Raw genomic sequence first — 14,125 nt, forward strand, 5'->3', positions numbered from 1 at the left:
GGGTTATTTGGGGGATGAGGCAATCAAGGGGGAGACGTTACAGCCAATTTTCCAGCCGTAAGCCATCAACGCGCTCAAATTCGCGTCGGTTATTGGTCACCAGAATCAATCCTTCGCTGCGCGCATGCCCGGCGATATGCAGATCGTTTACGCCGATAGGCGTTCCCTGACGTTCCAGCGCAGCCCGAATGTTGCCGTAGTGTGAAGCCGCTTTGGCGCCGTAATCGAGAATATCCAATCGGGAGACAAAATCCTCAACCACTCTGGCGTTAACCGCCGGACGCGAGCTTTTCTCCACTTCGTGAACCAATTCGCCATAGGTGACCGACGAAATGACCATTTTGCCCGCATAGCGATTGAACGTCTCCAGCACTTCCAGAGGCCGGCGCTTGATGACATAGATAACAATGTTGGTGTCCAGCATATGGCTGAACATCAAAACTCTTCCCGCTCGCGCTGGTGTTGCCCGGCACGTTCATTGAGGAAGTCATCGCTCACCTCATTTTCCGCGCAGAAGAAACTGTCCCAGGTATTCTCCACCGGCGCAAGAATGCGCTCTTTGCCTATCACGCGGACGGTCACTTTAGAAACGGTATCGGGGAAACGTACCTCTGCGGGCAAGCGCACGGCCTGCGTCCGATTATTGGTAAAGACAGAACCTAACGTCATGGCGACCTCCTTTAACTGGAGTACAAATTATAATCGCCACAGTGTATATAGCAACGCTATATACTCCAATCTTTGCGCGACGCTGCGCAACTTTCGGGGCGCGCCGTCGCGCGCCCCGAAAAGCCTCAGAAACCGAGGCTGTCGAGCAGATCGTCGACCTGCGCCTGATTGGCGATCACGCCGACGCCGTTCTGGTCGAGCTGCGGGCCGTTCAGCAGGCTGTCGTTAGGCCGTTTTTCCTTCACCGGCTGCTCCGGCATGTTTTCCATCAGAACCATCAGCAGCTGCTTTTCGATCTCCTGCACCACGTCCATCATGCGCTTGATTACCTGACCGGTCAGATCCTGGAAATCTTGCGCCATCATGATCTCCAGCAGCTGGGCGTTGGTGAAGGCCGTATGGCCCGGCACCTGATCCAGATACTGGCGCGTGTCGTTGACCAGAGAACGCGCGTCGTCCAGTTCGATGGGATTGGCGAACCACTCGTCCCAGCGCCCTTTCAACGCGTTAGCGCCGGATTCCAGCTCCGCCTGGCGCGGTTGCGCCGCCTCTACGCAGTTCAACGCCCGTTCCGCCGCCTGCGCCGTCATGGTTACGACATAGTCAAGACGGTCGCGCGCATCCGGGATCGCCTCTGCCGCCTGGGCGATCGCCTGATCGAGCCCCAGTTCGCGCATGCTGTCGCGCAGCATTCGGGTCAGTTGGCCGATGCGGGAGATGATCTCTCCCGCGGTCGCTGCATCGCTGGCAGGCATTGGAATGTCTCTCATCGCCCTCTCCTTACATGCCCAATTTTTCAAAAATCTTGTTGAGCTTTTCTTCCAGCGTCGCCGCCGTAAATGGTTTCACTACATAACCGCTGGCGCCGGCCTGCGCCGCCGCGATGATATTTTCTTTCTTGGCTTCCGCGGTCACCATCAGTACCGGCATCGCGGCCAGCGCGCTGTCGGCGCGGATGGTTTGCAACAGCTCAAGCCCGTCCATGTTCGGCATGTTCCAGTCGGACACCACGAAGTCGAAACCGCCGGCGCGCAGCTTGTTCAGCGCATCCGCACCGTCTTCAGCTTCTTCGACGTTGTTGAAGCCCAGCTCTTTCAGCAAATTTCTGACGATGCGACGCATGGTGGAGAAGTCGTCCACAACCAGAAATCTGAGGTTCTTGTCTGCCATTGTTACTCCTGAAATAGTTAACCGTTTAATGATGCAAAACCGCAGGCCGCCGCGCGGCGGCCGTGGGTCATATCGCCGCCGGGTAACCCCGGCGGACTAAAATCAAATACGCAATGCCTGGCCGCCGGCAATCTGCGCCAGCATCCGTTGGCTCATTCTGTCCAGCTCGACCACCTCGCTGACGCCGCCGCTGGCGATCGCCTCGCGCGGCATGCCGAACACCACGCAGCTCGCCTCGTTCTGCGCCAGGGTATAAGCCCCGGCGCGATGCATCTCCAGCATCCCCGCCGCACCGTCGTTGCCCATGCCGGTGAGGATCACCCCCACCGCATTGCGGCCGGCGTATTGCGCCACCGAGCGGAACAGCACGTCGACCGACGGGCGATGGCGGTTGACCGCCGGGCCGTCATGCAGCTTCACCTGATAGTTGGCGCCGCTGCGCGCCAGCTCCAGATGGCGGTCCCCCGGTGCGATATAGGCGTGGCCCGGCAGCACGCGCTCGCCGTCCTCCGCTTCTTTCACCGTGATCTGGCACAGTTTGTTCAACCGTTCGGCGAACGAACGGGTGAATCCCGGCGGCATGTGTTGCGTGATCAGCAGCGCCGGACTGGTGGCCGGCAGCGGCTGCAGCACCTGGCGGATCGCTTCGGTGCCGCCGGTGGAGGCGCCGATGGCGATCAGTTTTTCACTGCTCAGCAGCGGCGCATGGCTGAGGATCGCCGGCGCCGGGCTGCTCGAGCGCTGAGGCAGACGCGCCCTGGCCGCGGTGCGGATCTTCTCGGCGATCAGCTCGCTGTAGGCCAGCATGCCCTCGCGAATGCCGAGCTGCGGTTTGGTGACGAAATCCACCGCGCCCAACTCCAGCGCACGCAGCGTGATCTCCGATCCTTTGCCGGTCAGCGAAGAGACCATCACCACCGGCATCGGCCGCAGGCGCATCAGTTTCTCGAGGAAATCCAGTCCGTCCATGCGCGGCATCTCGACGTCCAGCGTCAGCACCTGAGGATTAAATTTTTTGATCAGATCGCGCGCTACCAGCGGATCCGGCGCGGTCGCCACCATTTCCATATCGGCGTGGCCGTTCACGATTTCCGTCATCAGCTGACGCATCAGTGCCGAATCGTCTACGCATAACACTCTGATTTTACTCATTACCTCTCCTTGGTCAGCCCATACACGGTCTGCCCACGCAAGTAGAAATCCCGGCTGATCTGGCTGAAGTTCTCGGAGTGGCCGGCGAACATCAGCCCCCCCGGCTTAAGCAAGGGAACGAAGCGGCGCAGGATGCGCTCCTGCGTCGCCTTATCGAAATAGATCATGACGTTGCGGCAAAAAATAGCGTCGAACTGCCCCGGCAGCGCCCATTCCGGCGCCAGCAGGTTCAGCGGCTGAAAGTTCACCCGCGCCGCCAGTTCCGGCCGCACCCGCACCAGCCCCTGATGCGGCCCGGTGCCGCGCAGAAAATAGCGCTGCATTTGTGTCGGCGTCAGGGTGCGCAGATCTTCCTGGCGGTAAACGCCCGCCTCCGCTTTTTCCAGCACCTGCGTATCGATGTCGCTGGCCCAGACCTGGCAACTGCCGGCCCGCTGCCCCAAGGCATCGCTCAGCGTGATGGCGATCGAATACGGCTCTTCGCCGGTCGAGGCCGCAGTGCTCCAGACGCTGTAGCCGTTCGGCCGTGAGCGCGCATGCTCCGCCAGGATCGGGAAGTGATGCGCCTCGCGGAAAAATGCCGTCAGGTTGGTGGTCAACGCGTTGATGAACGCCTGCCATTCCGCGCTGTTCGGATCGCTTTCCAGCAGCGCCAGATAGTCGCCGAAGTCGTGCAATCCCAGCAGCCGCAATCGGCGCACCAGACGGTTGTAAACCATCTCACGCTTATGCTCCGCCAGCACGATGCCGGCGCGTTGATAAATCAACTGGCTGATACGACGGAAATGCACGTCCGACAGCGGCAGGCGCTGCACCATTTGCGTCAACATCGACGCAGTATCCCGGTTAGAAGTTGACGGCGCCTGTTTCATGCCGCCTCACCGGGGAAAAACGTGCTGTTTATGCGGTTTGACAATCTTGGGCTTCCTTTACCACGGATGAAACTGCGTTGTTGCTGTTACCTGGCGCGACGAAGTTATCGTCCGCCAGACGGAATACCGCGACCGCATCGGCCAGGGTAATAGCCTGCTCTTCCAGCGCGGTGGCGGCAGAGGCGGACTCTTCCACCAGCGCGGCGTTCTGTTGGGTGACCTGGTCCATCTGGGTCACCGCCTGCGTCACCTGCTCGATGCCGCGGCTTTGTTCATCCGAAGCCGACGCGATCTCGCCCATGATGTCGGTGACGCGGGTCACCGAACGTACGATGTCCTGCATGGTGGCGCCGGAATTTTCCACCAGCACCGAGCCGTGTTTGACGCGGCTGACCGATTCGTCGATCAGCACCTTGATCTCTTTCGCCGCCTGGGCGCTGCGGCTCGCCAGGTTACGCACTTCGCCGGCGACCACGGCGAAACCGCGCCCCTGTTCGCCGGCACGCGCCGCTTCCACCGCCGCATTGAGCGCCAGAATGTTGGTCTGGAAGGCGATGCCGTCGATCACGCTGGTGATGGCGCCGATTTTCTGCGAGCTATTGGCGATATCGTGCATGGTGGTGACCACGTCACCGGCCAGTTCACCGCCCTTGGCCGCCGTGGCCGAGGCGTCGCGCGCCAGCTGAGACGCCTGCCGCGCATTGTCGGCGTTCTGTTTCACCGTCGCGGTCAGCTGCTCCATGCTGGCGGCGGTCTCTTCCAGCGAAGCGGCCTGCTGCTCGGTGCGGGAAGAGAGATCGTTGTTGCCTTCGGAGATCTCCTGCAGGCCGATCAAAATCGATTCCGCCCCGTCGCGCACCGCGCCCACAGTACCGATCAGCGACTGCTGCATACGCTGCAGGCTGGCGAACAGCATGCTGATTTCATTGCGGCCGTACACCTGAATCGGCGTCGCCAAGTCGCCGGCGGCGATGCGTTCAAAGTGGCTGCGGATTTGGTTCAGCGGTTGTACCAACATGGTGCGCAACCACCACATGGCGCTGCCGGTCACCACGATCAGCATCAATACCGCCCCCGCCAGCATCAGGCCCGCCAGCGTGAAGGAGAACTGGTTGGCGTCTCTGGCCTCGCTGATGTCGCCGTTGATCAACTGCAGATACTGCACGAAGTCGGCCTCGAACAGGTCCTGGGTCTTCTGCGTCGGCTGATCCATAAACGCCTGCAGCTCTCCTTTTTCCAGAAAGCCGATCAGCTCGCGCAGCGCGCCGCGCAACCGCTCGTAGCTGGCCTTGGTGGTCGCCGTCTGCTGGCTCTGTTGCTCACTGCTGCGCTCAACCGCCATGAACTGATTGAAATAGAGATCGGCCTTCTGCAGCGAACTGCGGGCGCTGCTCATCAATTCGTTCACCTGCTCCTGTGGCAGCTTCAGCGCCGCGCGGGTGCCGGCGCGGTTCAACGTATTGCGCGCCTGCAACAGCGACACCCAGCTCAGGCTGAGCGAATCGCGCTGCTGGCTGCCGAGGGTGATGATATCGAGGTTGTGGTTATCGGAGCGGAACGCGGAATACGACAGGCCGCTGCTGGCCAACTGCAGAACGCAGAAGGTCATCAACAACAGGAACAAGCTGGTAGAGATACGGATTCGGTTAAACACTGTGAACCTCCTTGCAGCCGGCCGGCGACCGACCTACGTAGGGAAAAGGGCCTCTGCGAGAGAGGCCCGATACCGGTCAGAACGTTTCCCAGTTATCCTGCAGATCGCTGGCGTTCATTTTTTTATGATTGATTACCGGTGTTACCGTCGCCTTGCTGGTGACAGGCGTTTTAAACTCTTCCTGGCCTTCCGACCTCAGGCGGAATACCGCCACCGACTGGGTCAGCATGCTGGCCTGTTCTTCCAGCGCCGCCGCCGCCGAGGCAGATTCTTCTACCAACGAGGCGTTCTGCTGGGTCACGCGGTCCATTTCCGCCACCGCCTGGCCAACCTGATCGATGCCACGGCTCTGCTCGTCCGAAGCCGACGCGATTTCGCCCATGATGTCGGTCACACGGGTAACGGCGTTGACGATGTCGCCCATGGTTTCGCCGGCGCTCTCGACCAACACGGAACCCATATCGACGCGGCTGACCGAGTCTTCAATCAGGCCTTTGATCTCTTTCGCCGCCTGTGCGCTGCGCTGCGCCAGGTTGCGCACTTCACCGGCCACCACCGCGAAGCCACGGCCCTGTTCGCCAGCGCGCGCCGCTTCCACCGCGGCGTTCAACGCCAGGATGTTGGTCTGGAAAGCGATACCGTCGATCACGCCGGTAATATCGGCGATCTTCTGTGAACTGCCGGCGATGTCGTGCATGGTCTGCACCACGTTAGCCACGACCTTGCCGCCTTTCTGCGCGGTTTCGGAGGCGCTCAGCGCCAGCTGAGAGGCCTGACGGGCGTTTTCGGCGTTCTGTTTCACCGTCGCGGTCAACTGCTCCATGCTGGCGGCGGTCTCTTCCAGCGAAGCGGCCTGCTGCTCGGTGCGGGAGGAGAGATCGTTGTTGCCTGCGGCGATTTCAGACGCGCCGCTGTAGATGGCGTCAGCGCCCTGACGCACGCCGCTGACGGTTTCGATCAGCTCGCTTTGCATGTGTTTCAGGCTGGCTGCCAGCACGCCCATTTCGTTGCGGCTGGTGACGACGATCTGTTGAGTCAGGTCGCCGGCGGCGATCTGTTTGATGTGGTCGATCATGCGATTCAGCGGACGCACCAGGATGTGATGGATACCGGTCCAGGCCAGTACGATCACCGCCAGCACCACCACCAGCACCACGATCAGCGTCCAAATGGCCGAGTTGTAGGAGCTGTTGCTGCCGTCGACCGCGATTTGGTACAGCTTGCCGTTTTGCTCCAGGTAAACGTTGTAGCTCTGCTCAAAGTTGTCCTGGTAGCTCTGCGTAGGCTGATCGAAGAAGGCGTTGATCTTGCCTTCGCCCAGCAGTTGGATCAGTTCGGAAAGCGCGCCGTACAGAATGTCGTATTGCTGCTTCACGCGCTCTGCCGACTGAGGATCCTGACGCGGATCCTGAGGGATTTTCTCGTACGCGGCGTAGTGTCTTTCCGCCTCGGCCAGCTCTTCTTTCGCCTTGGCCAGCAGTTCATCAATGGTGGCGCCGCTGCCGATCTTATTGGTATCCATCATGTAACGAATACCGGCGCGGTTCAGCGAGTTGCGCGCCTGCAGCAGATCAACGCGGCTTTCACTCAGCTGCAGCTGCTGCTGACGGATAGTTTGCAGGACGGTAAAGTTTTCCTTATCGCTTTTCAGCGAGGAGAAAAAGAGTCCGCCCGAAATCAACTGCAAGGCGCCAAACAGCACCAACACCAGCAACAGGCTGGTGACCACCTTCATACGATTTAACATGATTTCCCTTGTTGAAGCCCGCGCAGACAGGCTTTGATGACGTTGAATGTGAGAGTTATCGGCGCAGCGCGGCAAAACTTTATGCGGGAAAGTAACTATTTTTAGTGGGGGTTCAGGACACGGCCTGCGGCGTCGCGGCAAGTCATGGAAAGTGAAGGTGATAGGGGGCAGCGCCCTGCCCCCTTGGGCCTTGAATCAGACGCTTTTCGCCACGCTGTCGACCAGCGACATCTCTTCGCTGCTCAGCAGCTTTTCGATATCCACCAGGATCAACATGCGCTCGCCCAGCGAACCGAGGCCGGTGAGGTATTCGGTCGCCAGCGTCACCGCAAACTCCGGTGCCGGGCGGATCTGATCGGCGGTCAGCGACAGCACGTCGGAAACGCCGTCGACCACGATGCCCACCACGCGCTGGCCAAAGTTCAGCACGATCACCACGGTGTTCTCATCGTAAGACACGCTCTGCTGCGAGAACTTCACCCGCAGATCGATGATCGGCACGATCACGCCGCGCAGGTTAGTAACGCCCTTGATGAACGCCGGGGTGTTGGCGATGCGGGTTACCTGATCGTAGCCGCGAATTTCCTGCACCTTGAGGATATCGATGCCGTACTCCTCGTTGCCCAGGGTAAAAATCAGAAACTCTTGCCCTACCGTTTCGCCAGCCAATTTGCTGACGGCTGCCAATCCTGCCATATCATTCACCTTTTAAATCAATAAACTCATTATTATGCGGCGGCGTCCGTCAGACGCTTTTCACGGTTCAAGGTTTGCAACGCCGAGACATCGACGATCAATGCCACGCTGCCGTCGCCCAAAATGGTCGCGGCGGAGATGCCCGGCACTTTGCGGTAGTTGCTTTCCAGATTCTTCACCACCACCTGATGCTGGCCGATCAGCTGATCCACCAGCAACGCATAGCGGCGGCCGGCGCTTTGCAGGATAACGACGATGCCCTGCGTGGCGTCGGTTTTGGCGCCTTCCACTTCGAACACCCGATACAGCTCCACCAGCGGCAGGTATTCGCCGCGCACCTGCAGCACGCGTTCGCCGCCGGCCAACGGATGCAGGTCTTCCGCCTGCGGCTGCAGCGACTCCATCACCGCGTTCAGCGGCAGGATAAAGACTTCGTCGTTCACCTTAACCGACATGCCGTCGAGGATCGCCAGCGTCAGCGGCAGCAGGATACGGATGGTGGTGCCTTTGCCGGCCTGCGAGCGGATCTCGACGTGACCGCCCATCTCCTGAATGTTCCGTTTCACCACGTCCATGCCGACGCCGCGGCCGGAAACGTCGGTCACCTGTTCGGCGGTGGAGAAGCCCGGCGCAAAGATCAGCATGCCGACCTCTTCGTCGCTCATGCTGTCACTGACCGCCAGCCCTTGCGACGCGGCCTTGGCGAGAATTTTTTCGCGGTTCAGCCCGGCGCCGTCGTCGATGACCTCAATGCAGATGTTGCCGCCCTGATGTTCGGCAGACAGCACCAGATTGCCCACCGCCGACTTGCCGGCGGCGATGCGGGTGGCCGGCTCTTCGATGCCGTGATCGAGGCTGTTGCGCACCAGGTGCGTCAGCGGATCGATAATGCGTTCGATCAGGCTCTTGTCCAGTTCGGTGGAACTGCCCTGCAGCGTCAGCTCCACCTGTTTGTTCAGCTTGCCGGCCAGATCGCGCACCAGACGCGGATAGCGGCTGAAGACATATTCCATCGGCATCATGCGGATCGACATCACCGACTCCTGCAGATCGCGCGCGTTACGCTCCAGCTGGCTCATGCTGTTCAGCAGGTCGCCGTGGTTCACCGGATCCAGCGTGCCGGAGCGTTGCGCCAGCATCGACTGGGTGATCACCAGCTCGCCCACCAGGTTGATCAGTTGATCCACCTTTTCCACCGCTACGCGAATGCTGGTGGACTCGCTCGCCTTGGCGCGCGCTTTCGGCGCTTCCGCCTGCGCGGCGGCCGGTTTGGCGGCAGGCGGCGCGGCGTTCGTAACCGGCGCCGGCTCTGGCGCAACGACCGCCTCCGGCGAGTTCGCTGCCGCGACGACCGGCGCGCTTTGCGTCGGCGTCGAGAAGCTGATTTGTTCCGGTTCCAGCACGAAGCACAGCACGGCGCTGATGTCGTCCTCGCTGGCGGAGGTGAGCAACGTGACGTCCAGACTGTGCTCCGTCTGATGAGGGTCTTTAACCTCGCCGAGGTTGCCCAGCTCTTCCAACATCAACGGGATTTCACTGGCTTTCAGCCCGTTCAGGCTGATGCGCATACCGCCTTCGATCGCCGCCGGCGCGGCCGCTGGCTGCACAACGGGCTGCTGAACGACCGGCTGAGCCGCGGGCGCCTCCTGCTGCTGTTGCGCTTCCAACGCCAGCTGACGCAGCGCCTGGCAAATGTATTCAAAGCTTTCAGCGTCAGGCTGTTGCGAGGTCTTATAGGCGTCCAGTTGCTCCTGCATAATGTCTTTGGTTTCCAGAAACAGGTTGATAATCTCGGTGCTCAGGCTCATTTCTTGGCGCCTTGCACCGTCCAGCAGGTTCTCCAGCAGATGGGTGGTTTCCTGCAGCACCGAAAAACCAAAGGTCGCAGCCCCGCCCTTGATCGAATGCGCCGCGCGGAAGATGGCGTTCAACGGCTCGATATCGGGGGCCAGCGGATCCAGCTCCAGCAGGTGTTGCTCCATGTCGGCCAGCAACTCGTCCGCCTCATCAAAGAAGGTCTGATAAAAATCGCTAATGTCCATGCTCACGGGGTCACCTCTGGCTGTGAGTCGCGGTTAGTCGGTGCGGGCGCGGCTGCCGGCTGTTCCGGCGTTTGACCGGCCGGGGCTAGCGCCGGGGATGCCTGCGATTGACCGACGGGATCTGCCGCCGGCAGCGGCGTTGGATCGGTCGGCGTTGCCGCCTGGGGTTCCGGCGTTTGGCTGGCCGGCGCAGTCGCCGACGGCGCCAGCTGCTTCAGGCTGTCCGGCTGGGCGATATCCACCGCGTTGCCTTCAGCATTTTCGTGTTCGATGCCTTCTTGCGTTTGCTTATTCAGCACCAGCACGGTGATGCGACGGTTGATCGCGTCATCGGCGCCGTGCTGTTTCAGGCTCATGGTGGCCGCCATGCCCACCACTCGCAGCACCTTGCCTTCCGCCAGACCACCGGCGATCAGCTCGCGTCGGGAGGCGTTGGCGCGATCGGCCGACAGTTCCCAGTTGCTGTAGCCGCGCTCGCCGGTGGCGTAAGGGATATCATCGGTATGGCCGGACAGGCTGATCTTGTTCGGCAGATCGTTCAGAATCGGGGCTATCGCCCGCAGAATATCGCGCATGTAGCTCTCGACCTGCGCGCTACCGGTTTTGAACATCGGCCGATTCTGGCTATCGATAATCTGGATGCGCAGCCCCTCGTCCATCATGTTGATCAGCAGATGCGGACGCAGCGCCTTCAGGCGCGGATCGGACTCAATCAGTTCATCCAGCTTTTCGCGCAGCTTGTTCAGCCGCAGCTCTTCGGCGCGCTTGTCCGGCGAATCGACCTGTTTTTTCACCAGGCCGTGCTGTTGCGTCGGATCGTCGCCGCCGCCCGGAATCGGACTGCTTTCGGAACTGCTCTTGTCGCCGCTGGTCAGGGCAACCTTGAGCGGCGTGCGGAAGTATTCGGCGATTTGCGTCAGCTCCTGCGGGCTGGCGATCGCCAGCAGCCACATCACCAGGAAGAATGCCATCATCGCCGTCATAAAGTCGGCATAGGCAATCTTCCAGGAGCCGCCGTGATGGGCGGCATGATGCGACTTGCGCTTTCTGACCAGGACGACCGGGTGATTCTGTTTCATGCTTCTTCTTCTTCCGTCGCCTGCTGTGCCGGCGCTTTCACGCGGCGCACATGTTCTTCCAGCTCAACGAAAGAAGGACGTTCGGTGGTATACAGTGTTTTACGGCCGAACTCGACCGCGATCTGCGGGGCATAACCGTTCAGGCTCGACAGCAGCGTGACCTTGATGCACTGCATCATCTTGACGTTTTCGGCGCTCTTCTGGCGCAGCAACGTGGCCAGCGGCGAGATAAAGCCGTAGGCCAACAGAATGCCGAGGAACGTACCGACCATGGCGTTGGCGATCAGCGCCCCCAGTTCAGCGGCCGGACGGTCAGCCGAAGCCAGTGCGTGTACCACCCCCATCACCGCCGCGACGATACCGAACGCAGGCAAGGAGTCGCCCACCATCGCCAGGCTGCCGGCGGGCACTTCGCTTTCCTGCTCGTAGGTTTCGATCTCTTCGTCCATCAGCGCTTCGATCTCGAACGCATTCATATTGCCGCTCACCATCAGCCGTAAATAGTCGGTAATGAACTCCACCAGGGTGTTATCGGCAAGGATGCGCGGATAATTAGAGAAAATTTCACTTTCTTGCGGATTATCGATATCGAACTCGAGCGACAGCATGCCCTGCTGACGCGATTTGGCCAGCAGGCGGAACAGCAGCGCCATCAGATCCATGTACAGATCTTTGTTGTATTTGGAGCGCCGCATCAGGCGTGGCAACGCGCGCAGCGTGGCCTTGATCGCCTTGCCGTTGTTGCCGACGATGAAAGCGCCGACGCCCGCCCCGCCGATGATCAGAAATTCAGCCGGCTGATATAACGCGCCGAGATGACCGCCCACGATCAGGTAGCCGCCAAACACCGCACCCAATACCACGAGATAACCCAAAATAACTAGCACACGCATTCCTTAAATTAACAATGTGGATGGAAGGTGGGGCAAACGCGCCCTGGCCAACAGACCAGGCGGCATGTCTGGGGGCGGCATGCCGCCCCTGCGTATCACACGTCGGTGTTCATTGCCGAGAGCCGGCAACGTGGCGGCTCAAATGGCGCGTTTGACCTGCTCGTCCAGCAGTTGAGGAATAATATCGGCCAGTTGCGGCGAAAGTTTACGTCTTTTTACTGCGCGGGATGGGGGTTGGCATAAACTGCAGATGAAACCATTCAGCGGCTGGTGCGCATGGGTGATAAATGCGCCGCCGCAGCAGCTGCAGGCGGAGAGTTGCAGCATGCCGCTGTCGACGAAACGCACCAGCGTCCAGGCGCGCGTCAACGCCAGCAGCGGCGCATCGCCGGCCTGCTGGGGACATTGTTCCAGATAGAGGCGATAAGCTTTAATCACCGCCTCCACTCCGCTGCACTGCCCACTTTTCATCAGGAACAGGTAAGCGTTGTAAAACATCGAAGAGTGAATATTTTGTTCCCAGGTCATAAACCAGTCGGTTGAGAACGGCAACATCCCTTTCGGCGGCGGACTGCCGCGCAACTCCTTATAAAGTTTAATCAAGCGCCCGCGGCTGAGCTGGGTCTCGCTCTCCAGCATCTGCAAACGGGCTCCCAGTGAAATCAGCTCCATCGCGAGCTGAATGTCCTTGGCTTCTTGAACAATACTTTTCTCAACCATCATCAGGCTCTTTTCTTCGTCGGGCTAGCGTCTTTACTCGATAGCTCTTGCAGTAAATGGCTTGATAGCAAAATGCCGGTATGGATTTGTTGCAGATCGTCGACGCGCGACTCTTTGGTCAGGCGTTCGATGGTCTGGTGATCGTTAAAGCGGAAGTGGCAAACCAGCTGGTTGGTCTCAGCCAGTTTAACCATTTGCGGCAAAGTCAGCTGCGCCAACGCGTCAGCCATGGTTTCATCGATACCAAGGCGGAACATCGCGGACGCTTTTTCATCGTTGATCAAACGTTGTGCTAAAAGTAAATATGACAAATTGATGTCATAAATATGCTTAAGTAATTCAGACGTACCCATATTCCCCATCCCGACAGACTATGTTTAAAAACATACGCTGGGTGATAAATTTTATCGCCCGTGACCTGGGTTTTTTCCCAAAGTTGGCAAATTAATCTCTCAAAAACGACCGCTATAACTTTCGCCAATCGCTAAATTCGACCACTGTTCAGTATTTGCTACGAGCGTAAACCTACGTGTATGGATGTATAGCATTTTGCTTCGATAGTGTTTAGCCACCATGAAACTATTTTTACAAATTTAATAAGATTATTCCTAAAGCAACGCAACTCTACCCCCGAACCATTAGCACACACAATGTAAGTGAGAGGCAATTTTAAATACAATGTGACATAGATCACAAAAATAAAAAATATTTAAGCCAAATACGACTAAATGCGCACATTTATTGACCTCGTTTTCGCTCACAAAATAGCCATAGGTAAAAAAACGTCTTAAAAACAATGTTTATAAGCCAAAAAATTATCTTTTTTAGATCAATTCGAACAAAAGCATCACCAAACCAAAATAACAGAACAAAAATCTGTATATAGGCGACAAACTCAGTATAAATAACCAATTACGTTGCTAAAAAATATCCAAGATGAAAAATAACCAACGTAAACTATAAGGTTATTACCTTTCAGATTTGACTTAAGCCCCTCGCTTCGGGCTGCTCTAATTTTCAACATAAGGTGATTAGGGCTTATCAATGATTCGCTGACGTTGTGAACAAGCCAACAGACGTAACGATATGTTTCCGTATTAGCCTGACGCAAGAATGCCATTTTTACGTTAAAAAGTGCCAGAACGACATATCGGCAGCGCATCGTAAAACTTTAATGCTTTTTTATTTCTTTTTTGTCGCCGCTTTAATTATCACGCAGAACTGTGAATTATTAAAATACCCCGCGCGCCCATCACTTCACTGCAATAAAATAAAACGCAGTTTTGTTTTTCTCCTCAAAACCCTCAGGCCAATGAGACGACGTTTCAGCGCGAGCGGCAACGCCAAAAGCCGGACAACGCCGTAGAGGTCTTGCTAAAAAAGGAAGAAATCCCCTTCCCAGGACGAAAACGCGCTACCGCGCCTCTATAC

The 14,125-nt window shown here is 58.3% G+C and carries 14 protein-coding genes; all 14 read right to left on the reverse strand.

Going from position 1 to position 14,125, the window contains the following annotated elements; translation table 11 throughout:
- Positions 1-37: 37 nt before the first annotated feature.
- The gene (vapC, locus tag AC6BYQ_RS03465) at positions 38-436 is read right to left on the reverse strand and encodes a type II toxin-antitoxin system tRNA(fMet)-specific endonuclease VapC (protein ID WP_498056287.1); all 399 of its coding nucleotides are present in this window, start codon (positions 434-436) and stop codon (positions 38-40) included.
- Complete coding sequence (gene vapB / locus AC6BYQ_RS03470; RefSeq protein ID WP_154746396.1) at positions 436-669, reverse strand: type II toxin-antitoxin system VapB family antitoxin; 234 nt, start codon at positions 667-669, stop codon at positions 436-438. The genes vapC and vapB overlap by 1 nt, the downstream gene beginning before the upstream one ends.
- Before the next feature lie 125 nt (positions 670-794).
- Positions 795-1,439, reverse strand: coding sequence for a protein phosphatase CheZ (cheZ, locus tag AC6BYQ_RS03475; RefSeq protein ID WP_004934858.1), 645 nt, complete (start codon positions 1,437-1,439; stop codon positions 795-797).
- A 10-nt stretch (positions 1,440-1,449) separates the two neighbouring features.
- A complete protein-coding gene (gene cheY, locus AC6BYQ_RS03480) occupies positions 1,450-1,839 on the reverse strand; it encodes a chemotaxis response regulator CheY (RefSeq protein ID WP_004934862.1) in 390 nt (129 codons plus the stop codon).
- Positions 1,840-1,941: 102 nt separating this feature from the next.
- Entirely contained in the window at positions 1,942-2,991 is a 1,050-nt protein-coding gene (locus AC6BYQ_RS03485) for a protein-glutamate methylesterase/protein-glutamine glutaminase (protein ID WP_016927288.1), read from the reverse strand.
- Positions 2,991-3,863 carry a protein-glutamate O-methyltransferase CheR gene (gene cheR, locus AC6BYQ_RS03490; protein WP_025159837.1) on the reverse strand — a complete coding sequence of 291 codons (873 nt, stop codon included), beginning with the start codon at positions 3,861-3,863 and terminating at the stop codon, positions 2,991-2,993. The genes AC6BYQ_RS03485 and cheR overlap by 1 nt, the downstream gene beginning before the upstream one ends.
- A gap of 28 nt (positions 3,864-3,891) precedes the next feature.
- Entirely contained in the window at positions 3,892-5,517 is a 1,626-nt protein-coding gene (locus AC6BYQ_RS03495; protein WP_498056288.1) for a methyl-accepting chemotaxis protein, read from the reverse strand.
- A 76-nt stretch (positions 5,518-5,593) separates the two neighbouring features.
- Complete coding sequence (locus AC6BYQ_RS03500; protein WP_025159838.1) at positions 5,594-7,264, reverse strand: methyl-accepting chemotaxis protein; 1,671 nt, start codon at positions 7,262-7,264, stop codon at positions 5,594-5,596.
- 195 nt (positions 7,265-7,459) lie between these two features.
- Positions 7,460-7,960 carry a chemotaxis protein CheW gene (gene cheW, locus AC6BYQ_RS03505; protein WP_004934876.1) on the reverse strand — a complete coding sequence of 167 codons (501 nt, stop codon included), beginning with the start codon at positions 7,958-7,960 and terminating at the stop codon, positions 7,460-7,462.
- A gap of 32 nt (positions 7,961-7,992) precedes the next feature.
- A complete protein-coding gene (gene cheA / locus AC6BYQ_RS03510) occupies positions 7,993-10,008 on the reverse strand; it encodes a chemotaxis protein CheA (protein ID WP_370520157.1) in 2,016 nt (671 codons plus the stop codon).
- Positions 10,005-11,081, reverse strand: a complete 1,077-nt coding sequence (gene motB / locus AC6BYQ_RS03515) for a flagellar motor protein MotB (protein WP_074053875.1) — start codon at positions 11,079-11,081, stop codon at positions 10,005-10,007. The genes cheA and motB overlap by 4 nt, the downstream gene beginning before the upstream one ends.
- Positions 11,078-11,968: a flagellar motor stator protein MotA gene (gene motA / locus AC6BYQ_RS03520; protein ID WP_015378266.1), complete on the reverse strand. Its 891-nt coding sequence runs from the start codon at positions 11,966-11,968 to the stop codon at positions 11,078-11,080. Before motA ends, motB begins: the two co-directional genes overlap by 4 nt.
- A 144-nt stretch (positions 11,969-12,112) precedes the next feature.
- On the reverse strand, positions 12,113-12,697 hold the full coding sequence (gene flhC / locus AC6BYQ_RS03525; protein ID WP_019452971.1) for a flagellar transcriptional regulator FlhC: 585 nt from the start codon (positions 12,695-12,697) through the stop codon (positions 12,113-12,115).
- Complete coding sequence (gene flhD / locus AC6BYQ_RS03530; protein ID WP_033643537.1) at positions 12,697-13,047, reverse strand: flagellar transcriptional regulator FlhD; 351 nt, start codon at positions 13,045-13,047, stop codon at positions 12,697-12,699. Before flhD ends, flhC begins: the two co-directional genes overlap by 1 nt.
- Positions 13,048-14,125 lie beyond the last annotated feature (1,078 nt).

This window comes from Serratia sp. LTN-2, from assembly GCF_059740205.1.

Bases quoted from the DNA above. Each gene is read 5' to 3' on its own strand.
- motB (WP_074053875.1), bottom strand. From the start codon at position 11,081: ATGAAACAGAATCACCCGGTCGTCCTGGTCAGAAAGCGCAAGTCGCAT.
- AC6BYQ_RS03485 (WP_016927288.1), bottom strand. From the start codon at position 2,991: ATGAGTAAAATCAGAGTGTTATGCGTAGACGATTCGGCACTGATGCGT.
- cheY (WP_004934862.1), bottom strand. From the start codon at position 1,839: ATGGCAGACAAGAACCTCAGATTTCTGGTTGTGGACGACTTCTCCACC.
- AC6BYQ_RS03500 (WP_025159838.1), bottom strand. From the start codon at position 7,264: ATGTTAAATCGTATGAAGGTGGTCACCAGCCTGTTGCTGGTGTTGGTG.
- flhD (WP_033643537.1), bottom strand. From the start codon at position 13,047: ATGGGTACGTCTGAATTACTTAAGCATATTTATGACATCAATTTGTCA.
- flhC (WP_019452971.1), bottom strand. From the start codon at position 12,697: ATGATGGTTGAGAAAAGTATTGTTCAAGAAGCCAAGGACATTCAGCTC.
- cheZ (WP_004934858.1), bottom strand. From the start codon at position 1,439: ATGAGAGACATTCCAATGCCTGCCAGCGATGCAGCGACCGCGGGAGAG.
- cheR (WP_025159837.1), bottom strand. From the start codon at position 3,863: ATGAAACAGGCGCCGTCAACTTCTAACCGGGATACTGCGTCGATGTTG.
- vapC (WP_498056287.1), bottom strand. From the start codon at position 436: ATGTTCAGCCATATGCTGGACACCAACATTGTTATCTATGTCATCAAG.
- vapB (WP_154746396.1), bottom strand. From the start codon at position 669: ATGACGTTAGGTTCTGTCTTTACCAATAATCGGACGCAGGCCGTGCGC.
- cheW (WP_004934876.1), bottom strand. From the start codon at position 7,960: ATGGCAGGATTGGCAGCCGTCAGCAAATTGGCTGGCGAAACGGTAGGG.